The organism is Knoellia subterranea KCTC 19937 (assembly GCF_000768685.1).
Lineage (GTDB): Bacteria > Actinomycetota > Actinomycetes > Actinomycetales > Dermatophilaceae > Knoellia > Knoellia subterranea.
On record NZ_AVPK01000013.1, the window covers coordinates 1 to 20433 of the forward strand.

Genomic DNA, 20433 nt, shown 5'->3' on the forward strand with positions numbered 1-20433 from the left:
CCGGCTTCGTCCGCTGGGACGAGAAGGACCGCTCCGGTGGTTCGGCTGGTTCGGGTGGAGCCGCGAAGCTCGTCGCCATTCCCGAGGGCAAGTTCGGCAAGGGTTCGGCTGACCCGGCCGAGGATGGTTCGGGCCCCGATGGCTGGACCATCAAGGGCAACGAGGACTCGAACCTCTACCACACCGAAGAGAGCCCCTACTACGGCCGGACCAAGGCGGAGATCTGGTTCGACACCGAGGAGTCCGCTCGCGGTGCCGGCTTCGTTCGTTGGGACGAGAAGGACCGCTCCGGTGGTTCGGCTGCCTCCGGTGGCGGAGCCGCGAAGCTCGTCGCCATTCCCGAGGGCAAGTTCGGCAAGGGTTCGGCTGACCCGGCCGAGGATGGTTCGGGCCCCGATGGCTGGACCATCAAGGGCAACGAGGACTCGAACCTCTACCACACCGAAGAGAGCCCCTACTACGGCCGGACCAAGGCGGAGATCTGGTTCGACACCGAGGAGTCGGCGCGTGGTGCCGGGTTCGTCCGCTGGGACGAGCGCGATCGGTCGGGCGGCTCCGGCGGTCCGGCGAAGCTCGTCGAGATTCCGGACGGCCGCTTCGGCAAGGGGTCGGCGGACCCCGGTGAGGATGGCTCGGGCCCCGACGGCTGGGCGATCAAGGGCAACGAGAACTCGATGCTCTTCCACACGGAGGACAGCCCGGCCTATGAGCGCACGAAGGCCGAGGTCTGGTTCCAGGACGAGGAGACCGCGCGCAAGGCGGGCTTCACGAAGTGGAACGAGCGCAACCGCTGACCCGAGAAGTCAGTACCTGACAGTGCCCGCGCCCCGTGAGGGACGCGGGCACTGTCACATGTGGGCGGAGCCAGCTTGACCCGACATGGGGGCGCTCGACCCGACTTGCCAGGTCGGGTCGAGCGGGCCTGTATCGGGTGACCCGATAATGGGGCGGCGGGTCAGAGGACGGTGATCTGGGGGGCGAACATCTCCATCGCACCCAGGGCCCGTTCGTGGGCCTCGGGGCTCGAGCCCGCACAGGCCTCCGCGACCACGCGTATGTTCGCACCCGCGTCACCGGCCGGCAGCGCCGTCGCGATGACGCAACAGTCGGTCGCGACACCGGCCAACGCCAGACGCGGCTGGTCGCCGATGACCGAACGCAGTTGCTGGCCCCACTTGCCGAAGGTCGGTTCGGTGACCATGTGGTCGGCGAGGTGGGCGAGTTCCGGCACCACGGCATACAGGGGGTCCTCGTCGGGGACGAGCGCGAAGCCCCATTCGTCGTAATAGCTGGCCCACGAACCACCGAGTCCCGGGTCCGCGACGAAGCGCGTCACGACAACCCGACCCGGGTATGCCGTTGCGAGACGTGCGATGCGCGGCACCGTCTCTGCCCACATCGGTGACCCCCACTGGCTCGTCGTGGGGTCGGCGAAGATCGCCTGCGGGTCGATGATGACGAGCCACTCGTCGTCGAGCGGCTCCACCGCCGAGACGTCGAGGCGGCTCACGCCCCGGCCTCCTGCCGGGCCACCTTGCCCCGTCGGCCGAAGTAGGTGACGACGAATGACAGGAGGAGAGCGAGCAACACACCGAGGTTGGCGTAGGCGAAGGTCCCCTCCCAGTAGGAGCCCGCCGGGTCCTTGACGAACGTGCCCAGGCCGAGCGGGTCGAGGAGGAAGCCCTGCCAGTTGTTCCACGCCGCGTCGTCGGCGTAGCTGTTGACGACGAGGCCCCACCCGAGGACCGACGTGACGACCATCGTGCCGATTGAGAGCCAGTCGAAGGCTCCGTAGCGGCCGGAGGCATCGAAGAGGGCGTCCTCGTCGTAGTCGCGCTTGCGCAGCGCGATGTCGGCGATCATGATGCCCGCCCACGAGGCGAGCGGCACGCCGAGCGTGATGAGGAACGACTGGAACGGCCCCAGGAAGTCCTCGGCGACGAAGACCACGAAGAACGTGCCGAGGGTGAGGATGACGCCGTCGACGAGGGCGGCAACTGGTCGGGGGAGGCGCACGCCCAGCGACAGCAGCGTGAGACCGGAGGAGTAGATACCGAGGACGGCGCCGGAGACGAGCGACAGGATCGCGGCGATGAGGAACGGCACGAGCACCCACGTCGGCAGCAGACCGGCGAGGGTGCCGATCGGGTCCCCACCGATGCCATCGAGGACGTCCTTGTCGGACCCGGCGAGGGCCAGGCCGTAGCAGACGAGCAGCGCCGGGGCGAGGGCCCCGCCGAAGGTGTTCCAGCCGACGATGGCGGCTCCGCTGGCATCGCGACGCTGATAGCGGGACCAGTCGGCGGCGATGTTGATCCAGCCGAGCCCGAAGCCGGTCATGACCATGACGAGCGCGCCGATGGTGGCGCCGATGCCACCGGACGGGAGGGACGAGATCGCCGACCAGTCGAGGTGGGTGAACGTCATGATGATGTAGAGGATCGTGATGGCGCCGGTGATCCAGGTGAGGACCGACTGCATCCGCATGATGATGTGGTAGCCGGCGACGGCCGCGAGCACGATCATGGCCGCGACGACGATGGCTGCCACGATCTTGGTGCCGGTGCCTCCGCCCCACCCGAGGCGCTCGAAGATCGTCGAGGTCGCGAGGACGGCGAGGATCGCCAGGGCCGTCTCCCAGCCGATGGACACGAGCCACGAGATGACGCCCGGGACCTTCTGGCCCTTGACGCCGAACGCGGCACGCGACAGCACCATCGTGGGTGCCGAACCGCGCTTGCCCGCAATGGCGATGACACCGCAGAGAGCGAAGGACACGACCACGCCGATGACGGTCACGACGACGGCCTGCCAGAAGGAGATGCCGAAGCCGAGGACGAACGCGGCATACGAGATGCCGAAGACGGACACGTTGGCGGCGAACCACGGCCAGAACAGGTCGCGCGGGGCCGCAGTTCGGTCCGCCTCGTCGATGATCTCGATACCGGTGGTCTCGACGCCGAGTCGCTTGGCAGCGTCGGCTGTGCGCACGTCAGTCATGCTCGTGAGCATGTCAGATCACGGGCGGCATACGGTGCATGCCGCACGAGGAACGTCAGTGTGGATCAGGCGTCAACGACGCCCGGAGGCCCACTTGTCATAGTCGTCATCCTCGTCGCCGTAGTCGGAGGAGCTCCGAGTCTGCGTTGACGTGGGTGAACTTCCGTGGAGTTCTCGCTCAAGCGCGCTCAAGTCGGTGTCGGGGCTGAAGTACTTCAGCTCGCGTGCCACCTTGGTCTGCTTGGCTTTTGCCCGGCCGCGCCCCATGGCGTGACCCCCTCGTGCGTCAGCGGGACGGCATACCGGAAGGGACGGCCCCGAAGGGGTCATCCCAAGTCAGCTGCGGTCCCGGGAATCGTGTGTATGTCGTGGGGTCAACGCTACATCAGGCCGAGGTGTTTCCGCTCCACCGGTCGGACTTCTGGACGCTCCGTCGCAGAAACAACGAGGCAGGATGCAACCGTGGAGGGAGGCTGGGCGTAGATGCTCCGACAGCAGGGCACGACGCGACTGGAGGGGGAGACATGCAGGCAGGAGACTTCGATCGGCTGTATCACGCGGCTGCACCACGGCTGATCAGTCAGGTCTACGCCATGTGCGGCAACCGGGCCGAGGCGGAGGACGTTGTCCAGGAGGCCTTCGAACGGGCCTGGCAACACCGCGAACGGATCGATGCCGACCGGCACCCGGAGGCCTGGGTGCGCACGACGGCGATGCGGCTCGCGGTGAGTCGCTGGCGCCGGCGGCTCAGCGCGAAGCCATCGTCCTGCACCACCTCGCCGATCTGTCGGTCGCCCAGATCGCGGCGGAACTCGGCGTTCCGGACGGGACCATCAAGGCACGTCTCTCCCGCGGTCGCACCGCTCTCGCCTCTCTTCTCGCACCCACCTCGGAGGGCTCCCATGTCTGACCACTTCACCAACCCGCAGGGCGGCGAGGACCCGATCGCCGATCGACTCCGTGCCTTCGGTGCCGGGGCCTCTCGGACGACCGTCCTTCCGCCGATCGAGGAGATCCACCGCGGCGGCGACCGGCGTCGGCGGACCCAGCGCGTGGCCGTCGGGGCTGCGACCCTCGCGGTGGGCGCGCTCATCGGCGGGGCTGTCTTCGCCAGCCAGTTGGGCCAGCGGGGCGACGAGACGCTGCTTCCCGGGACGCACACGCCCACCCCGACGGCCACGAGTCCCGAGGTGACGCCGACGGTGACGTCGTCCACTTCGCCGACGGTCACCACGACACCCACGGCGTCCGCAACCACCACCGGTGGGTCCACGCCGAGCTCGACCCCGTCGGGCACACCCAGCCGCGGCTCGAGTCCGTCCACGCCGTCGTCGAACGGGTCACCGGCTCCCCACGAGGGCACGGAGACCGCAGTCATTCCCGAGAGCACGTACGTCGTGGTGCCAGCGGCCTGGAAGTCCTCCGCCCGCGACACCAACCTCGAATACATGGGCCACCCGGAAGCGACGGTTCACCGGTTGTGCCTGACCGACACCTCACCCAACCCCGCGGACTTCGCCTGCGACCTCCAGATCGACGTCGGGTCGGTCCTCCCCGGCGCCGAGGGCAACAAGGTGTGGCAGCCGGGCCAAGTGGCTGGCTGGTCGGACAGGAGCGGGGTCACCCTCTGCCCCGGCGCCTCGGCCTCGGACGAGAACTACGTCGACACGAGAGCGGTTCCGAGCAAGTCGTTCACGCCGATCGGGGTCAAGACGGCGGAGAAGTACACCTATCGGCTCACCTGCACGTCGGGCACGAAGTTCACGGTGGTGCAGTACTGGCTGCCCAACTCCCACATTCGGGTGACGGACTACACCGCGAGTTCTCGAGTGGACGACATCCTGGGTTCGTTCTTCTACCTGGGTTCCTGACACTTCACAGGACGCGTATGCCGGCCGCTCACCTCGCGAGGTGAGCGGCCGGCATACGTTGTGCTGATCGAAAGGCGAGGGTCAGCGCGTGGGGAGCCAGATCGTCGGCGAGCCAGCGGCCATGCGCTGCTCGGCGATGTGGTCCGCGGCGGCGGCAGGGCTCGTGCCGTGCTCATCGGCCGTGCGCAGCACCTCGAGGGTGTGCTCGAAGATCGCCGTCGCGCCCGTCTTGGCGCGGTCGAAGTCGAAGCCGAGAAGCTCGTCGCTCACCTGGATGACGCCGCCGGCGTTGACGAGGAAGTCGGGGCAGTAGGTGATGCCGCGCGCGACGAGACGGTCGGCGGTGCCGCCATCGCCTTCGACGACGAGCTGGTTGTTCGCGCCGCCGCAGACGATGCGGGCGGTGAGGGCCTCGACGGTGTCGTTGTCGAGCGCGCCACCGAGAGCGCAGGGGGCGTAGACGTCGATGTCGCCGCGGACGAGCGCCGCGACGTCGGAGACGACCTCGATCTCGGGGTGCGTCTCGCGCAGTGCCTCGACCGCGGCTGCGTTGACGTCGGTGACGACGACGGTTGCACCGTCCTCGATGAGGTGGCCGGTGAGGATGCGCCCGACCTTGCCGACGCCGGCGATGCCGACCTTGCGGCCGCGCAGGGTGGGCTCACCCCAGACGTGCTGGGCTGCGGCGCGCATGCCCTGGAAGACACCGAAGGCGGTGAGGACGGAGGAGTCGCCGGCGCCACCGTTCTCGGGGGAGCGGCCCGTCGCGAACCGGGTCGTCTCGGCGACGACGTCCATGTCCTGCACGTAGGTGCCCACGTCGCACGCCGTGACGTAGCGGCCGCCGAGGCTCTCGACGAAGCGACCGAAGGCGCGGAGCAGCTCGGGAGACTTGATGGAGTTCGGGTCGCCGATGATCACGGCCTTGCCGCCACCGTGGGGGATGCCGGCCACGGCGTTCTTGTAGGACATGCCCCGCGAGAGGCGCAGGACGTCGGCGAGGGCGTCGTCGTGCGTCTCGTACGGGTAGAAGCGCGTGCCGCCGAGCGCCGGGCCGAGGGCCGTGTTGTGCAGGGCGATGATGGCGCGCAGGCCGGACTTCGGGTCGGAGCAGAAGACGACCTGCTCGTGGCCGGAGGTGTCGGTGCGGTCGAGCGGGGCTGCCGGCTCGATCGAGGTGGTCGGCTGGGCCGGCGTGGTGACGGGCGACGCGGTCACGGTGGTGACTCCTTTGTCAGGGTGGGGCGCGCGGTGGCGCGACAACAGGCCGTGGGTCTCACGCTCCCCTCAGGCTAGACCCGCGCGCTCACCATCCCGAAAAGCCGCACGCGGCAGTCATGGGAGAGGATGGCGGCATGCGCATCGGCTACAAGGCTTCGGCCGAACAGTTCGCCCCCGCCGAGCTCGCGGGCTACGCGGTCCTCGCCGAGGAGCTGGGGCTGGACTCGGTGACGATCTCGGACCACTTCCAGCCGTGGCGGCTCGAGGGCGGCCACGCGCCGAACTCCATCGCCTGGCTGTCGTGGGTCGCGGCGCGGACCGAGCGGGTGCTGCTCGGAACGTCGGTCATGACGCCGACGTTCCGCTACAACCCGGCGGTCGTGGCGCAGACGTTCGCGACCCTGGGCTGCCTCGCGCCGGGGCGCATCATGCTCGGCGTCGGGTCCGGCGAGGCGCTCAACGAGGTGGCCGTGGGCTCAGTCCCCGAGAGCGGCTGGCCCGAGTTCAAGGAGCGCTTCGGTCGCCTGCGCGAGTCGGTGCGGCTCATGCGCGAGCTGTGGACCAAAGACTCGGTCACGTTCGAGGGCGAGTACTACCGCACCGAGGACGCGAAGATCTTCGATCGTCCGGACGTGCCGATTCCCGTGTACGTCGCCGCCGGTGGTCCGCTCGTCGCCCGGTATGCCGGCCGGTCCGGTGACGGTTTCATCTGCACTTCCGGCAAGGGTCGCGAGCTCTATGCCGACCAGCTGATCCCGGCCGTGGCCGAGGGACGCGCGAAGGCTGGCCGGACCGAGGCCGATCCGTTTGACCGCATGATCGAGATCAAGGTGTCGTGGGACCCCGATGCCGACGCCGCTCTCGAGAACACCCGCTTCTGGGCGCCTCTCTCGCTCACGGCCGAGCAGAAGCACTCGATCCACAGCCCGGCCGAGATGGAGAAGGCCGCCGACGAGCTGCCCATCGAGCAGGTCGCCAAGCGCTGGATCGTCGCGTCTCGCCCGGAGGAGGTCGTGGAGTCCGTGCGCGAGTACACCGACCTCGGCTTCGACCACCTCGTCTTCCACGGGCCCGGGCACGACCAGGAGCGCTTCCTCCGTACCTTCACCGAACAGGTCGTCCCCGGCCTGCGCGAACTCACCCCCGCCTCCCTCCCGACCGCACCCTCACCCACGCCCTCGAAGGACTCCGCCTGATGGATGCCACTGCGATCAGCTCGACCGAGCTCGACATCGCCTCCCTCGTCCTGCGCCTCGCTCTCGGGCCGATGCTCATCGCGCACGGACTCAACAAGGTGCGCGGCGGTCTGTCCGGCACGGCGGGGTGGTTCGAGTCGCTCGGCCTCAAGCCGGGGTGGCTGCACGCGCGGGTGGCCGCTGCGACCGAGATCGGAGCCGGGGTCCTCGTGACGCTCGGCCTGCTCAACGGTCTGGGCGCGATGGCGTTCGTCGGACTCATGACCGTGGCTGCGCTCACCGACCACAGGGGCAAGGGCTACTTCATCTTCAAGGGCGGGAACGAATACGTCATCCTCGTCGCGATCGTCGCCGTCGCGCTGGCCGTTGTCGGGCCGGGCCGGTGGTCGCTCGACGAGGCGTTCGGGCTGGACCTTGCCGGAGTCGGCTGGGGCGTCATCGCCCTCGTCGGCGGTGTCCTCGCGGCCGCCGGCCTGCTCGTGACGTCCTACCGCCCCGAGAAGAAGGAGGCCGCAGCATGAGCGAGACCACCGCCTCTGTCGTCGTCACCCGTGACGGTGCAGTCGGCCGCGTCCACCTCAATGCGCCTGACCGGCTCAACGCCTTGGACGCTGCCATGGGTGAAGCCGTCGTCCGTGCCATGACCGAGTTCGCTGCAGATCCATCGATCCGGGTGGTCGTGCTCAGTGGTGAAGGGCGCGCCTTCTCCGCCGGGGCAGACCTCGCGGGCTACGAAAAGGTCGGTGACCTCGACGACCTCCTCGCCGGGGCCGGACCGCTCATCCGGTCGATCTCCGGTTCGCGCACGCCCGTCCTGTCCCTCGTCACCGGGGTCGCCGCCGGAGTCGGGCTCTCCATGGCACTGGCCGCCCACTACTCCCTCGTGGCCGACGACGCGAAGCTCACCCTCGCCTTCGGTGGGATCGGGCTCATGCCCGACGGTGGGGCGACCGCTCTCGTCGCGGCCTCGATCGGCCGGGCACGCGCCATGCGAATGGCTCTCACCGGGGAACGCGTCTCCGGCGCCCAGGCCGCGGACTGGGGTCTCGTGTCCGAATCCGTTGCGGCAGAGGACTTCTCGGCCCGGGCCGATGCTGTCGCGGCACAGCTGGCGGCCCTCGCTCCCGAGGCGGTGGCCCGCACCACCGCAGCCATCACGGCTGCCAGCCTCGACCTCGACCGGGCCCTCGACCGCGAGGAGTCGGGGCAGCACGCACTCCTGCGCACCGCCGACTTCGCCGAGGGCGTGAGTGCCTTCCGGGAGAAGCGCCCGCCGACGTTCGGGGCGTGACCACGGGCATGGGCGAGGTGACAGCGGCGGGTGACGGGCCGGCATACCGGGCCTCTGACTGGACGCTCGAGGCGCTCCTCAGCGCCAAGGGTGACCAGCGGATCTCCATCGTCATCCCTGCCAAGAACGAGGAAGCCACCGTCGGCGAGGTTGCCGCACGCATCATTGCGGACCTGGGCGGGCTCGTCGACGAGGTCGTCGTCATCGACTCCGACTCGACCGACGCAACGGCGGAGGTCGCCCGGTCCGCGGGCGCAAAGGTGTTCTCCGCCAGGGAGATTCGCGCCGACCTAGGTTCGGTGCCGGGCAAGGGCGAGGCGCTGTGGAAGTCGCAGTTCGTCACGACGGGCGACGTCTTGGTCTTCGTCGATGCGGACCTCATCGACTGGGGGACGCACTTCGTCACTGGGCTCCTCGGACCGCTCCTCACGCGCGATGAGGTGCGACTGGTCAAAGCCATCTATGACCGGCCGATGATCGACGCGACCGGGCGTGAGGAGGAGTCGGGCGGTCGGGTCACCGAGCTCGTTGCCCGCCCGTGGCTCGCGCTGCACCGGCCCGAGCTTGCAGGTCTCGTCCAGCCGCTCTCGGGTGAGTGGGCGATCCGCCGTTCGACGTTCGCGAGCTTCGAGGTGCCGGTGGGCTACGGGGTGGAGATTGCAGCCGTGCTCGACACCGCTGACCGGTTCGGGGTCGACGCCATCGCGCAGGTCGACCTGGGGCTGCGCACCCACCGTCACCACCGGCATGACACGCTCGGCCTCATGGCAGTCCAGGTCCTTGCCGCGGCTGAGCGCCGTCGAGCCGCGGCGCCCGGGGGCGGTTCGCAGGACGCCTCGGTCACGTTGCGGCAGTATGCGCGCGGGCCGGAGGGCTTCGAGCCCCGGGTGAGCGAGGTCGGCGTGGGGGAGCGGCCTGCGGGCGTGACGGTCGGTATGCCGGCCCACGCAGAGCGTGGGACCCGCGCGGAGTCCCGATGAGCGACCTCACCTTCCGCCTCGGCTCGCGCTCGTTCGATGCGCGCTCCCGACTCGTCATGGCCATCGTCAACCGAACCCCGGACTCGTTCTACGACAAGGGCGCGACGTGGCGTGAGGACGCCGCGTTCGAGCGAGTGCGCACCGTCGTCGCTCAGGGCGCGGACATCGTCGACATCGGTGGGATCAAGGCGGCGCCCGGAGTCGAGATCGGGCCGGAGGAGGAGAAGGAACGCGTCGTCGACTTCGTCGCCGCCGTGCGTGCCGAGCACCCCGAGCTGTTGATCTCCGTCGACACCTGGCGCGCGTCGGTGGGGCGGGCCGTGCTCGAGGCCGGGGCGGACATCCTCAACGACGCCTGGGGTGGGGCGGATCCGGAGCTCGTCGAGGTGGCTGCCGAGTTCGATGCCGCCGTCGTCTGCACCCACACCGGCGGTGTGACGCCCCGGACGCGTCCGCACCGGATCGAGTACGACGACGTCGTCGCGTCGGTTGTCGATTCCCTTGTGGCACAGGCGGATCGGGCGGTCTCGGTTGGAGTCGCGCGGGATCGGGTCGTCATCGACCCGGCGCACGACTTCGGCAAGAACTCGTGGCACTCCCTCGAGGTGACGCGGCGGCTGGACGAGCTCACCGCACTGGGGTGGCCGCTGTTGGTGTCCTTGTCGAACAAGGACTTCGTCGGCGAGGCCCTCGACCTGCCGGTGGGGGAGCGCCTCACGGGCACCCTGGCGGCAACGGCGATCTCGGCGTGGCACGGCGCCCACATCTATCGCGTCCACGAGGTCGTCGAGACCCGACAGGTGCTCGACATGGTGTCCGTCATCGCCGGGGACTTGCCTCCTGCTCGAACCGCGAGGGGGCTCGCGTGATCACCGATGTCGTCGTCGTCCCGGGAGCGCTGTTGTTGCTGCCGGAGTATCAGGGGCGTGTCGCCGCTGCTCCGGGGTTGCTCGAGTCGTGTGTTGGTGCGGTGCGCGACGCGGTCGCATCGGCGCACCACGTCGTCGTCGTGCACGGCACCGACCGTGAGCCGCGCAGCGCCCGCCCGGCAGCAGGTCTGCGGGTGGCCGACCACCTGCTCGGAGCCACCCACGAGAACTTCGACGTCGAGCATGTCGGCGTGGCGTGGGACGCGTCCGTTGCCGACTGCATCGCGCTCGGCCGAGCTGTCGCCGACCGTGAGGATGAGCGCTCGGGCAACCGGGCAACGACGCTTCTGGTGGTGGCCGACGGCTCGGCTCGTCGCACGGAGAAGGCGCCGGGGCACTTCGACGAGCGGGCCGCTGCTGTTGATGACTCCATCGTCGGCGCCGTCCGGGACGCGGCCGACGGAGGGCTCGACCGGCTCCTCGACCTCGACCCGACGCTCTGCGCTGACCTGCTCGTGACCGGCCGTGCACCCCTTCAGGTCCTCGCTGCCGCAACCGGCGAAGCACTCGGCGGAGGGCACGAAGGTGAGCGGACGGCATACGAGGTCGTGTCGTGCGAGGTGAGCGACCCGTTCGGGGTGCTCTACGTCGTCGCCCACCTGCGCGCCCGCGCCTGAAACTTTCGCCGCGCGTGTCGAAAGTCGCGACGCGCGGTCGGCGCACAGGGTGACGGACCACCCGACGCACCGACCAAGGAGTCACCATGTCGTTCCAGGCCTACCTCGACGCAGCCGAGAAGAAGACCGGCCGCACCCCGCAGGAACTTGTCGACGCCGCCCACGCCCGCGGCTTCGGCCCCGAGACGAAGGCCGGTGAGATCCTCGCCTGGCTGGCCGACGACCACGGGCTCGGCCGCGGACACGGCATGGCGCTCGTCCACGTCATCAAGAACGGGCCGACCATTCCGGGCACGCACGTCGGGTCGGCCGGACCGCACCGCGACGACTCGACGGTGCTGCGCCTCGACGGGCTCGCCGCCCGCTGACCGGCCCGTCGATTCAGTCCAGGCCGAGTCCTTCCTCGCGCGCACGCACGATGGCGGCGGCACGGTCGCGCACCGCGAGCTTCGTGAGGATGTTGGACACGACGTTGCGCACGGTCTTGGGCGAGAGCGTGAGACGGCGCGCGATGGTGAGGTTGTCGTGCTCGATGACCCGGACTGGCTCGGGCAGCTCAAAGCCTGGTCGCAGGCCCTGCCCAAGCCGCGGGCGGTCGTCATCATCTCCGCCCACTGGGAGAACGCGCCCGTCGCCATCTCCGGCGCGGCTGCGGGGACGCCGCTCGTCTATGACTTCGGTGGCTTCCACCCGCACTACTACACGCTCCAGTACGCGACGCCCGACGCGAGTGACCTCGCCCGGCGCCTCGCCGGAGTCCTCGGTGGCATCACGCCGATCCACCACCACGTCGACCGCGGACTCGACCACGGCGCGTTCATCCCGATGATGGCGATGTATCCCGCCGCCGACGTCCCCGTCGTCCAGCTGAGCATGCCGAGCCTCGACCCCGTCGCACTGCACCGCCTCGGCGTCAAGCTCCGGGCGCTGCGCGACGAGGGCGTCCTCGTCATCGGCTCCGGCTTCATGACCCACTCCTTCGCGGTCATGCGCAACCCCGCGCTCGCCGGTCACACGGAGGCGTTCGACGAGTGGGCGGCGGACGCGCTCGACCGTGGTGACGTGGATGCGCTCACGGACTACGTCGCCAAGGGTCCCGGTGCGGCGGTGTCGCACCCGACGGCCGACCACTTCGTCCCGCTGCTCCTCACCCTGGGTGCCGCGTCCGACGTCGGCCGCCCGCAGGTGAAGCACATCATCGACGACACGAAGTTCCTCAACTCGATCCGCTCGATCCAGGTCGCCTAACAGACCCCGGACGGGGCTGGCAGGGCTGCATACTGCGGGGATGCCGGCGTCGCCACGTACCTTGCCCTCCGCTCGGCTCACCCGGGCTCAAACGGCGGGGTATGCCGCGGGGTCGGTCGGGACGGGCGGCTTCGGCACCCTGCCGGGTCTGGTCCTCGCGTACTACCTCACCGACACTCTCGGGGTTGCTGCCGCGCTCGCGGCCGTCGTCGTCCTCCTGCCGAAGGTCTGGGACGTCGTCATCGACCCGGCGATCGGTGCCCGGAGCGACGCCGAGGTGTCGGCGCACGGCTCGCGGCACCGGCTCATGACTCTCGGCGCGCTGACCCTGCCCGTGGGTTTCATCGCGATGTTCGCGGTGCCCTCAGGAATGGACGGGGCCGCAGCCGCGGTCTGGGTGGCCGTCGCGTTCGTCCTCGCGACGACGTCGTTCAGCCTCTTCCAGGTGCCCTACATCGCCGCACCTGCTGACCTCACCGACGACTACGCCGAACGCACCCGGATGATGGCGTGGCGCGTCGGCGTCCTCGCGCTGGCGATCCTCGCATTCGGGGCGGGGGCACCGGGCATCCGGGACGCCCTCGGGGGAGGTCGCACCGGCTATCTCGTCATGGCGATCGTCAGCGCACTGGCCCTCATCGGCGGCATGCTCGCAACGGCACGCAGCCTGCGCGGCCACGAGAGCCGCCCCAACGCGACGGCCGAATCCCCCTCTCTCCGTGCGGGACTCGCGGCTCTGCGGGAGCTACCGAGGTTCCGCGCACTCCTCATCGTCTTCGTCCTGCAGGCCCTCGCCACAGGCATCGTGCTCGCGGCCGCGCAGTACGTCGCGACCTATCTCCTGGGCTCACAGTCGTGGGTCAGCGTCCTCTTCGCCGCCGTCGTCGCGCCCTCCCTCTTCGTCATGCCGCTGTGGAAGCGGCACGCGGCCGCACGAGGCAAGCGGACGGCATACGCGACGTCTTCCTGGCTCTTCGTTGCCGCCTGCCTGCTGCAGGTTCCGGCGCTCGCCCTCGGCTGGGTGTGGCTGTCGATCCTCGCGCTCGCGCTCGGCGGTGTCGCGTATGCCGGGATGCAGCTCTTCCCGCTCGCGATGCTTCCCGACGTGGTCCAGGAGGCCGGGCGTGAGCGTGGGGGCGCGATGAGTGGGGTGTGGACGGCACTGGAGACCGCCGGGCTGGCGCTCGGGCCCGGCGTCGTCCTGCTCATGCTCGCGGCGGGAGGGTTCGTGTCGAGCGCCGGTGATCCGGTGGCGCAGCCGAGGGCGGCCGAAGTCGCGATCGCGCTGGCGTTCACCATCGTGCCCGCCGTCCTGGCGCTGGTGTCGCTCGTCGGGTTGCGTCGCTACGAGGAGCCGGAGGTTGCCGCTGATGTCCGCTGATGAGGTGCTGGGACGGCTGCGTGCCTATCGCGAGCACGACGCTCCGACGCACGGCGGGCGGGTCCTCTCGTACGTCTACGACCACGGCCTCCCCGAGCTCGATGACGTTGCGGCACAGGCGATTCGGCTCCTCCAGCCGGTCAACGGCCTCGACCCGACGACGTTCCCTTCGGTGGCGCTCATGGAGTCGGACATCGTGGCGTTCGGGCGCGCGATGCTGCACGGACCGGATGCCACGGGGTCGGTCACGTCCGGTGGCACGGAGAGCTGCCTGCTCGCGGTCAAGGCCGCGCGCGACCTGTGGGTGGCACGCGGAGGGGTCGGCCGGCCGCGGCTCGTCCTCTCGACGTCGGCGCACGCAGCGTTCCACAAGGCGGCGCACTACTTCGGGCTCGACGTGACGGTGGTGCCGGTGGACATGGAGACAGGGCGGGCGGACAGCGCCGACGTCGTCGCGGCGCTCGGCCCCGACGTCGCCCTCGTCGTCGTGTCCGCGCCGTCCTATCCGCACGGCGTCATCGACGACGTCGCCGTCATCGCTGGTGCTGCAGCCGATCGCGACATCCCGTGCCACGTCGACGCGTGCGTCGGCGGTTGGGTCCTCCCGTTCTGGGAGGAAGCGGGCGGAGAACCGTTGCCGCAGTGGGACTTTCGCGTACGCGGCGTGAGCAGCATCAGCGCCGACATCCACAAGTACGGCTACGCGCCCAAGGGCTCGTCCCTCCTCCTCTTCGCCGACAGCGAGCTCGACCTCGCCCGCTACTTCGCCATCACGGACTGGCTCGGCTACCCCGTCGTCAACCCGACGATGCTCGGCACCCGGTCGGCCACGTCGCTCGCCGCCGCGTGGGCGGTGGTCCAGACCCTCGGAACCGACGGGTATGCCGGCCTCACCCGTCGCGTCGTCGCCGCCACCTCCGGGGTGGTCACCGCGGTCGAGGGCATCGAAGGGTTGCGGGTGAAGGGGGAGCGGAGTGGTCCCCTGGTGGCCGTCGCGACGGATGACAGTGTCGACGAGTCGCGGAGGGTGGACCCGCTCCTGTGGACGGCGGCCGTCGCCGAGCGGGGCTTCGTCCTCCAGGGACAACCGGCTCTCACTCAGGCGGACGGCACGTGCATCCCGCACACGGCTCACCTCACCATCACGCCGGTGACGGAGGGGCTGCTCGACGAGCTTGTCCCCACGCTGGTCGAGGCTGCCGACGTGGCCCGGGGACACGCCCTGCCGAGCCCAGAAGCGTTGTCCCACACCGGCATACCGGATCCTGTCGCTCTTGCGGATGGTGCCCGAGCGGGCGGCGACCTCGACCTCACGACCGTTCTGTCGCTCATCGAGGCGCTGTCCCGTGAGGACTCCGCCCGACTGCTGTCGGCCTTCCTCCAGCGGTTCACCGCCCCGCGCTGAGCGATCCGCGTCGCTCACCCGGGGTCCGACGGACGGGTGCACCCCGAGAACCGGACGTGGGCACTTCCGGGGGCGGACGGCATACGCCAAGGTGGAAGGACGACTCGCGAAGGGAACGTCCATGCAGAGCGTCATGATCGACCTCATCATCTCCCTCGACGGCTACGCGGCGGCCGATGGTTGGCCGGGGCTGTGGGGGGTGGAGAGCCCTGAATATCTCGATTGGCTGGGGGCGCAGGACACCGACTACACCGTGCTGTTGGGTGCGAAGACCTATCGGCTCATGTCGGACTTCGCGGCACAGATGCCGGACGATCCGGGCTTCGTGCAGATGGCGGAGATGCCCAAGGTCGTCTTCTCGTCGACGCTGGACGAACCCTTGTCGTGGGCGAATTCCGTTCTCGTGAGGGAGGATCCGGTCGCCTGGGTGCGTGAGCAGAAGGAGTCCGGGCCGCGGCCCATGCGGACCCTGGGCAGTCTTTCGGTATGCCGGTCGCTCCTTGTCGCCGGGCTCGTCGACCGTTTCCGTGTGGTCGTCTTTCCCTTCATCACGGGCGCGAGGGGGCAGGAGCGGATCTTCGACGGCTATCCCGACATCGGGCTCGAGCTCGTGGAGAGCAAGACGTTCGACAAGGGGATGCAGCTGCTTGAGTACGTCCCGACGGTGCTCGACGGACCGCCCGCCGGTGGGCTTGGCTCGATGCCGGAGTCGCAGCCCGACGGTGGCCGATGAGGCCGGCTTTTGCTCGGTGGTCCGCGCTGATACCTCGGTCTGTGCGTTGTCGGGGGAGAGGCGTAGCGTGACGCCGGACCGACCGTCGGGGCCGGCCTTGATGCATGTCCGGCGAGGAGACCGCGATGTCGGTGAACGACCAGGTGAGCACGCGCCAAGACGGTGGTGACGCCGCATCGGCGCCGGGGCCCAGTCCGTGGCCAGCGCTGTGGGCGATGGTGCTCGGCTTCTTCATGATCCTCGTCGACACGACGATCGTCTCGGTCGCGACGCCGGCGATCATGGAGGGCCTGGACACCGACGTCAACGGTGTCGTATGGGTGACGAGCGCCTACCTGCTGGCCTATGCCGTGCCGCTGCTCATCACCGGTCGGCTCGGTGACCGGTTCGGTCCCAAGAACCTGTATCTCATCGGGCTCGCCGTCTTCACGGCCGCGTCGCTGTGGTGCGGGCTCACCGACTCCATCGGGGGCCTCATCGCGGCCCGCATCGTTCAGGGTCTCGGCGCCTCGATGCTCACGCCGCAGACGATGGCCGTCATCACACGCACCTTCCCGGCCGCCTCGCGCGGACAGGCGATGGCCCTCTGGGGTGCAACGGCCGGTGTCGCCGTCCTCGTGGGCCCCATCCTCGGTGGCGTCCTCGTGGATGGCCCCGGCTGGGAGTGGATCTTCTTCGTCAACGTGCCCGTCGGCCTCTTCGGAATCGCGCTCGCGGCGCGGCTCGTGCCGAAACTCGAGACGCACGCGCACACCTTCGACTGGCTCGGTGTCGTCCTGTCCGCGGTCGGCATGTTCCTGCTCGTGTTCGGGGTGCAAGAGGGCGAGACCTACGACTGGGGCACGATCAACGGGTTCGTCTCGGTGCCGCTCCTCATCGGCGCCGGGCTCGTCGTCATCGCGGCCTTCCTGTGGTGGCAGCGACGCAACACGAGCGAGCCGCTGTTGCCCCTCGGCCTGTTCGGCGACCGCAACTTCTCCTTGGCCAACGTCGCGATCACGTCGATCGGGTTCTCCATCACCGCGATGGGCTTCCCGCTCATGCTCTTCGCCCAGGTCGTCCTCGGGCTGTCGCCGACGCGAGCGGCGCTCCTGCTCGTCCCGATGGCCGTCGTCTCGATCCTGCTCGCTCCGGTCGTCGGCAAGCTCACCGACCGTATGCACCCGCGCCAGCTCGTCACGTTCGGCATCGCCTGCACCGCTGCGAGCCTGTTCTGGCTGAGCCGCATCATGACGCCGGACGTGCCGACCTGGCAGCTGCTGCTGCCGATGACGCTCATGGGTGTGGGCAGCGCCTCCATGTGGGCGCCGCTCGGCGCGACGGCCACTCGGAACCTGCCCATCCGCCTGGCGGGCGCCGGGGCGGGCGTCTACAACACGACCCGTCAGGTCGGGGCGGTCCTCGGCAGTGCGGCCATCGCCGCCCTCATGGAGAACCGCCTCACGGTGCACCTGCTCGGAATGTCCTCCGACGGTGGCGCGCTCCAGCGGGCCACGGGGGCGATGCCGCCCGAGGTCGCGGACGGCTTCGCGCAGGCGATGGCCCAAGCGCTGGTGCTGCCGGCTGCCGTCCTCGTCGTGGGTGTGATCGCCGCCCTGATGTTCGAGCGCCCCGGCCACCAGGTCTGAGGCCGCGCCTCGCCCCACCGGTACTCGGACCCGTGGCCCTGCGAGGTCCCGGCCTGCGACGGTGCGGACCACCGCCCGGAAACGGCGAAACCGCAGGTGCGCGGACGGCATACCTGCGGTTTCGTGGAGTTTCGAACTCTGGTGGCCAGGGACGGGGTCGAACCGTCGACCTTCCGATTTTCAGTCGGACGCTCGTACCAACTGAGCTACCTGGCCGGGTCACACAACACGTCAGGTCTCCCTGACGCGACGGCAACTATAACTCATGGGGCGGGGCACCCCGAAACCGTCGGGGAACGCACGCGACGCTCGCTCTCACGGCCGGTCCTGCGTGCTGCGAGACCTGTTCCACCGTGCCAGTGCGGCGATCGGCAGGAAGAGCCAGAACCCGGACAGTGGGGTCATGAGGATGCCCCACACGCCGGTGACGGCCATGAGGGCGGCGAACCCGGCAGGCGGGCGACCGGTGCGTCGCTCCTCCGCGAGGACCATGAGGCCGACGAGCCCCAGGAGGAGGCCGGCCGTGACGTACCAGAAGGCGGCGCCGCGCACCGTGGTCAGCGCGGGATCCGCATCGACCGCGAAGAGGATGCCGCTGTCCACGATGCTGCGGACCGAGTCGCCGTAGAAGAGCGTCGTGGCCGCAACGTGGACCACTGCGAGCGCGGTGGTCCACGCCCCCGACGACTGCCATACCTTCATCGCAAACCTCCCCCTCGCCCTCCCCTCAGGAGCGCAGGATCTTCTCCATGGGCCGGCCCTTGGCGAGCTCGTCGACGAGCTTGTCGAGGTCCTTGACGCCACAGACGGACCCGGTGATGAGCTCGGCGTTCGGGTTGAGGTGCGCCGCCGCGAAGAAGTCCGCGAAGGTCGTCTCGTCCTTGAGGTGCTTCTCCAGCGCCTTCTCGTCGAAGCCCGTGAGCCACTCGATGACCTCGTGCAGCTCGTCGGTGGTGCGCCCCTTCTTCTCGACCTTCGTCACGTAGTGCGGATAGACCGACGCGACCGGGATGCGGAAGACCCTGTGGCTCATGCCTGCGAGCGTAGTCCGCCGACATGACAGCCCGTATGCCGTCCGCCCCGGAATGCGACCGCGTCACCGTGGCGTTGTGCCGGGCATGCAAGCCATCACGTACAGCGAGTACGGCACCCCTGACACCCTCACTCTTTCCGAGCTCCCCGACCCCAAGGTGGGCCCCGGCGAGGTGCTCATCCGTGTCCGCAGCGCCTCGGTCAACCCGGTCGACTGGAAGCTCATGGCCGGCTACCTCGACGGCCTCATGCAGGTCGACTTTCCCGTCATCCCGGGCTGGGACGTCGCCGGTGTCGTTGAGGCCGTCGGTCTGGACACCCCGGAGTACGCCGTCGGTGGCGAGGTCATCTCCTACGCCCGCAAGGACTGGGTCCAGCAGGGCACGTTCGCCGAGCTCGTCTCGGCCCCCGTGCGCACGGTCGCACGCAAGCCCAAGAGCCTCGACTGGCACCAGGCCGCAGGTCTTCCGCTCACCGGCCTCACGGCATACCAGCTCCTGAACCGGCTCGGCACGAAGGCGGGCGACACCGTCCTCATCCACGCTGCCGCAGGCGGCGTTGGCATCCTCGGTGTGCAGATCGCGCGCGCACTCGGTGCGCGCGTCATCGGCACCGCGTCCGAGGGCAACCACGAGTTCCTGCGCGAGCTTGGCGTCGAGCCGGTCGTCTATGGCGACGGTCTGGCCGAGCGGGTGCGTGAGCTCGCGCCCGAGGGCGTGGATGTCGTCGCGGACTTCGTCGGTGGCGTCCTCGACGTCACCCAGTCGGTCCTCAAGGAGGGCGGCCGCCACGGTTCGATTGCCGACGGCGCGGTCGAGGGTGCGGGCGGCATCGCGGCGTGGGTGCGTCCCGACGCCGCTGACCTCCAGGCGCTCGCGGACCTCGCCGACGCCGGGAAGCTCACCGTGCCGGTGGCCGAGGTCTTCGACCTTGCTGACGCGGCGGCGGCCTATCGACTGAGCCAGACCGGCCACGTGCGCGGCAAGATCGCGATCCGCGTGAGCGACTAAGTCCCTTGGCAAGACGAGAGCCCCACACCTTGTCGGTGTGGGGCTCTCGTCGCTGTGCGACCCCGACGGGACTCGAACCCGCGACCTCCGCCGTGACAGGGCGGCGCGCTAACCAACTGCGCTACGGGGCCTTGCTGGTGCAAGACCTGTACTGCGTATCCCCAACGGGATTCGAACCCGTGCTACCGCCGTGAAAGGGCGGGGTCCTGGGCCGCTAGACGATGGGGACCCTATCTTTCGATCGAATCCTCCACACGTCGCGCAGCGCGCGGGCGCTCGGATCCGTCGTGGACTCGGAAAGCATAAGGGACGATCGCGCAGGTTCCAAAACGAGGGTTCTCGAGGCGGATCCGCGGCGGATTCATGGGGCCAAACGCGCGCTCTGCCGCGCCCTTGGCCCCATGAGGAAGGACCCTGTATGCCGTCCGCTCACCTCACGCGCGCGCCTCCCGCAGCGCTGCGCGCACGAGGTCGATGGCTGCGGAGTCGGTGAGTCCGGCGCGGGCGGCCGACTGGGCGTAGGTGACGGCGTGCCGGTGCAGGGCGGCGTCGGTGGCATGACCGCCGGGGGCGACGGTGGTGCCGGCGCGACGGCCCGTGGTCACGAGCCCTTCGGCCTCGAGCTCCTTGTAGGCCCGGGCCACGGTGTTGACGGCGATGCCGAGGTCGGCGGCCAGGGCCCGGACGGTGGGGAGACGGTCGCCCTCGGCCAGTGCGCCGCTGCTGATGAGACCGGCGAGCTGCGCCCGCACCTGCTCGTATGGCGGCTCCGCCGCGGAGTCGTCAACGCTGAGGGCGAGTTGGGTCATGACTCGTGAGGATGCTGCGGTGGGCGGACGTGAGTCAAGGACCCGGCTCGCGAGCCGGGTGCCCATTCCCGAGCCTGATCGA

General features: G+C 69.7%; 24 protein-coding genes, 3 tRNA genes and 1 pseudogene. 17 read left to right on the forward strand and 11 right to left on the reverse strand.

The features are described 5' to 3' along the window. Positions 1-794: sunset domain-containing protein (locus N803_RS18630; protein WP_052112376.1), on the forward strand; the 794-nt coding region annotated here is incomplete at its 5' end. 161 nt (positions 795-955) lie between these two features. On the opposite strand, the gene N803_RS15730 is transcribed toward N803_RS18630, so the two are convergent. The 3 genes from N803_RS15730 to N803_RS15740 all read right to left on the reverse strand — a co-directional run bounded on the left by N803_RS15730 (position 956) and on the right by N803_RS15740 (position 3267). Continuing rightward, on the reverse strand, positions 956-1510 hold the full coding sequence (locus N803_RS15730) for a cysteine hydrolase family protein (protein WP_084764611.1): 555 nt from the start codon (positions 1508-1510) through the stop codon (positions 956-958). Further along, complete coding sequence (locus tag N803_RS15735; RefSeq protein WP_169743115.1) at positions 1507-3000, reverse strand: purine-cytosine permease family protein; 1494 nt, start codon at positions 2998-3000, stop codon at positions 1507-1509. The genes N803_RS15730 and N803_RS15735 overlap by 4 nt, the downstream gene beginning before the upstream one ends. A gap of 72 nt (positions 3001-3072) precedes the next feature. Next, a complete protein-coding gene (locus tag N803_RS15740) occupies positions 3073-3267 on the reverse strand; it encodes a DUF3073 domain-containing protein (protein ID WP_035907087.1) in 195 nt (64 codons plus the stop codon). A 326-nt stretch (positions 3268-3593) separates the two neighbouring features. On the opposite strand from N803_RS15740, the pseudogene N803_RS18960 reads away from it, so the two are divergent. The 3 genes and pseudogenes from N803_RS18960 to N803_RS17705 form a co-directional block, all read left to right on the forward strand. After that, positions 3594-3686: pseudogene (locus N803_RS18960) on the forward strand (sigma factor); the annotation flags it as partial. Positions 3687-3799: 113 nt separating this feature from the next. Next, positions 3800-3910 carry a hypothetical protein gene (locus N803_RS18965; RefSeq protein WP_245617340.1) on the forward strand — a complete coding sequence of 37 codons (111 nt, stop codon included), beginning with the start codon at positions 3800-3802 and terminating at the stop codon, positions 3908-3910. Then, the gene (locus N803_RS17705; RefSeq protein ID WP_052112377.1) at positions 3903-4871 is read left to right on the forward strand and encodes a hypothetical protein; all 969 of its coding nucleotides are present in this window, start codon (positions 3903-3905) and stop codon (positions 4869-4871) included. The genes N803_RS18965 and N803_RS17705 overlap by 8 nt, the downstream gene beginning before the upstream one ends. An 81-nt stretch (positions 4872-4952) precedes the next feature. On the opposite strand, the gene N803_RS15755 is transcribed toward N803_RS17705, so the two are convergent. After that, entirely contained in the window at positions 4953-6089 is a 1137-nt protein-coding gene (locus N803_RS15755) for a Glu/Leu/Phe/Val family dehydrogenase (RefSeq protein ID WP_084764612.1), read from the reverse strand. A gap of 137 nt (positions 6090-6226) precedes the next feature. Here N803_RS15755 and fgd point away from each other — a divergent pair, with 137 nt between their 5' ends. The 7 genes from fgd (at position 6227) to N803_RS15790 (ending at position 11473) form a co-directional block, all read left to right on the forward strand. Further along, the gene (gene fgd / locus N803_RS15760; RefSeq protein ID WP_245617333.1) at positions 6227-7288 is read left to right on the forward strand and encodes a glucose-6-phosphate dehydrogenase (coenzyme-F420); all 1062 of its coding nucleotides are present in this window, start codon (positions 6227-6229) and stop codon (positions 7286-7288) included. Continuing rightward, entirely contained in the window at positions 7288-7809 is a 522-nt protein-coding gene (locus N803_RS15765) for a DoxX family protein (protein WP_035907093.1), read from the forward strand. The genes fgd and N803_RS15765 overlap by 1 nt, the downstream gene beginning before the upstream one ends. Continuing rightward, positions 7806-8579 carry an enoyl-CoA hydratase-related protein gene (locus tag N803_RS15770; protein ID WP_035907094.1) on the forward strand — a complete coding sequence of 258 codons (774 nt, stop codon included), beginning with the start codon at positions 7806-7808 and terminating at the stop codon, positions 8577-8579. The genes N803_RS15765 and N803_RS15770 overlap by 4 nt, the downstream gene beginning before the upstream one ends. Next, positions 8576-9559, forward strand: coding sequence for a glucosyl-3-phosphoglycerate synthase (locus N803_RS15775; RefSeq protein WP_084764613.1), 984 nt, complete (start codon positions 8576-8578; stop codon positions 9557-9559). The genes N803_RS15770 and N803_RS15775 overlap by 4 nt, the downstream gene beginning before the upstream one ends. Next, complete coding sequence (gene folP / locus N803_RS15780; protein ID WP_035907095.1) at positions 9556-10428, forward strand: dihydropteroate synthase; 873 nt, start codon at positions 9556-9558, stop codon at positions 10426-10428. Before N803_RS15775 ends, folP begins: the two co-directional genes overlap by 4 nt. After that, positions 10425-11105: a class III extradiol ring-cleavage dioxygenase family protein gene (locus N803_RS18430; protein ID WP_052112378.1), complete on the forward strand. Its 681-nt coding sequence runs from the start codon at positions 10425-10427 to the stop codon at positions 11103-11105. Before folP ends, N803_RS18430 begins: the two co-directional genes overlap by 4 nt. A gap of 86 nt (positions 11106-11191) precedes the next feature. Then, positions 11192-11473: a DUF4287 domain-containing protein gene (locus N803_RS15790; protein ID WP_035907096.1), complete on the forward strand. Its 282-nt coding sequence runs from the start codon at positions 11192-11194 to the stop codon at positions 11471-11473. 13 nt (positions 11474-11486) lie between these two features. Here the strand turns inward: N803_RS15790 and N803_RS19205 are convergent, their stop codons facing one another. After that, positions 11487-11585 carry a helix-turn-helix domain-containing protein gene (locus N803_RS19205; protein ID WP_245617334.1) on the reverse strand — a complete coding sequence of 33 codons (99 nt, stop codon included), beginning with the start codon at positions 11583-11585 and terminating at the stop codon, positions 11487-11489. Positions 11586-11630: 45 nt separating this feature from the next. Here N803_RS19205 and N803_RS18975 point away from each other — a divergent pair, with 45 nt between their 5' ends. The 5 genes from N803_RS18975 to N803_RS15815 all read left to right on the forward strand — a co-directional run bounded on the left by N803_RS18975 (position 11631) and on the right by N803_RS15815 (position 17500). Continuing rightward, entirely contained in the window at positions 11631-12353 is a 723-nt protein-coding gene (locus N803_RS18975) for a DODA-type extradiol aromatic ring-opening family dioxygenase (RefSeq protein ID WP_052112379.1), read from the forward strand. Positions 12354-12393: 40 nt separating this feature from the next. Continuing rightward, the gene (locus tag N803_RS15800; protein WP_035907098.1) at positions 12394-13734 is read left to right on the forward strand and encodes an MFS transporter; all 1341 of its coding nucleotides are present in this window, start codon (positions 12394-12396) and stop codon (positions 13732-13734) included. Further along, positions 13724-15139 (forward strand): pyridoxal phosphate-dependent decarboxylase family protein, encoded by a 1416-nt coding sequence (locus tag N803_RS15805; RefSeq protein ID WP_035907100.1) that lies wholly within the window; start codon positions 13724-13726, stop codon positions 15137-15139. The genes N803_RS15800 and N803_RS15805 overlap by 11 nt, the downstream gene beginning before the upstream one ends. Before the next feature lie 121 nt (positions 15140-15260). Next, positions 15261-15872, forward strand: a complete 612-nt coding sequence (locus N803_RS15810; RefSeq protein ID WP_035907102.1) for a dihydrofolate reductase family protein — start codon at positions 15261-15263, stop codon at positions 15870-15872. 125 nt (positions 15873-15997) lie between these two features. After that, positions 15998-17500 carry a DHA2 family efflux MFS transporter permease subunit gene (locus tag N803_RS15815; protein WP_035907175.1) on the forward strand — a complete coding sequence of 501 codons (1503 nt, stop codon included), beginning with the start codon at positions 15998-16000 and terminating at the stop codon, positions 17498-17500. A gap of 139 nt (positions 17501-17639) precedes the next feature. Here the strand turns inward: N803_RS15815 and N803_RS15820 are convergent. From N803_RS15820 to N803_RS15830, 3 genes are all read right to left on the reverse strand, one after another. Continuing rightward, positions 17640-17716, reverse strand: a tRNA-Phe gene (locus N803_RS15820). 99 nt (positions 17717-17815) lie between these two features. Next, a complete protein-coding gene (locus N803_RS17710; RefSeq protein WP_052112380.1) occupies positions 17816-18202 on the reverse strand; it encodes a DUF6463 family protein in 387 nt (128 codons plus the stop codon). Between the two features lie 25 nt (positions 18203-18227). Next, positions 18228-18533 carry a DUF2200 domain-containing protein gene (locus tag N803_RS15830; protein ID WP_035907103.1) on the reverse strand — a complete coding sequence of 102 codons (306 nt, stop codon included), beginning with the start codon at positions 18531-18533 and terminating at the stop codon, positions 18228-18230. 85 nt (positions 18534-18618) lie between these two features. Here N803_RS15830 and N803_RS15835 point away from each other — a divergent pair, with 85 nt between their 5' ends. Then, entirely contained in the window at positions 18619-19542 is a 924-nt protein-coding gene (locus N803_RS15835; protein WP_035907105.1) for an NADP-dependent oxidoreductase, read from the forward strand. A gap of 57 nt (positions 19543-19599) precedes the next feature. Here N803_RS15835 and N803_RS15840 read toward each other — a convergent pair. From N803_RS15840 to N803_RS15850, 3 genes are all read right to left on the reverse strand, one after another. Continuing rightward, positions 19600-19673 (reverse strand) — tRNA-Asp (locus tag N803_RS15840). Positions 19674-19698: 25 nt separating this feature from the next. Beyond that, positions 19699-19771, reverse strand: a tRNA-Glu gene (locus N803_RS15845). A 205-nt stretch (positions 19772-19976) separates the two neighbouring features. Further along, positions 19977-20351 (reverse strand): GntR family transcriptional regulator, encoded by a 375-nt coding sequence (locus N803_RS15850; RefSeq protein WP_035907108.1) that lies wholly within the window; start codon positions 20349-20351, stop codon positions 19977-19979. Positions 20352-20433 lie beyond the last annotated feature (82 nt).

Coding starts and splice junctions, on each gene's coding strand:
- N803_RS15735 (WP_169743115.1), bottom strand. CDS start 3,000: ATGACTGACGTGCGCACAGCCGACGCTGCCAAGCGACTCGGCGTCGAG.
- N803_RS15740 (WP_035907087.1), bottom strand. CDS start 3,267: ATGGGGCGCGGCCGGGCAAAAGCCAAGCAGACCAAGGTGGCACGCGAG.
- N803_RS17705 (WP_052112377.1), top strand. CDS start 3,903: ATGTCTGACCACTTCACCAACCCGCAGGGCGGCGAGGACCCGATCGCC.
- fgd (WP_245617333.1), top strand. CDS start 6,227: ATGCGCATCGGCTACAAGGCTTCGGCCGAACAGTTCGCCCCCGCCGAG.
- N803_RS15765 (WP_035907093.1), top strand. CDS start 7,288: ATGGATGCCACTGCGATCAGCTCGACCGAGCTCGACATCGCCTCCCTC.
- N803_RS15770 (WP_035907094.1), top strand. CDS start 7,806: ATGAGCGAGACCACCGCCTCTGTCGTCGTCACCCGTGACGGTGCAGTC.
- folP (WP_035907095.1), top strand. CDS start 9,556: ATGAGCGACCTCACCTTCCGCCTCGGCTCGCGCTCGTTCGATGCGCGC.
- N803_RS15790 (WP_035907096.1), top strand. CDS start 11,192: ATGTCGTTCCAGGCCTACCTCGACGCAGCCGAGAAGAAGACCGGCCGC.
- N803_RS15800 (WP_035907098.1), top strand. CDS start 12,394: ATGCCGGCGTCGCCACGTACCTTGCCCTCCGCTCGGCTCACCCGGGCT.
- N803_RS15805 (WP_035907100.1), top strand. CDS start 13,724: ATGTCCGCTGATGAGGTGCTGGGACGGCTGCGTGCCTATCGCGAGCAC.
- N803_RS15810 (WP_035907102.1), top strand. CDS start 15,261: ATGCAGAGCGTCATGATCGACCTCATCATCTCCCTCGACGGCTACGCG.
- N803_RS15815 (WP_035907175.1), top strand. CDS start 15,998: ATGTCGGTGAACGACCAGGTGAGCACGCGCCAAGACGGTGGTGACGCC.
- N803_RS17710 (WP_052112380.1), bottom strand. CDS start 18,202: ATGAAGGTATGGCAGTCGTCGGGGGCGTGGACCACCGCGCTCGCAGTG.
- N803_RS15830 (WP_035907103.1), bottom strand. CDS start 18,533: ATGAGCCACAGGGTCTTCCGCATCCCGGTCGCGTCGGTCTATCCGCAC.
- N803_RS15835 (WP_035907105.1), top strand. CDS start 18,619: ATGCAAGCCATCACGTACAGCGAGTACGGCACCCCTGACACCCTCACT.
- N803_RS15850 (WP_035907108.1), bottom strand. CDS start 20,351: ATGACCCAACTCGCCCTCAGCGTTGACGACTCCGCGGCGGAGCCGCCA.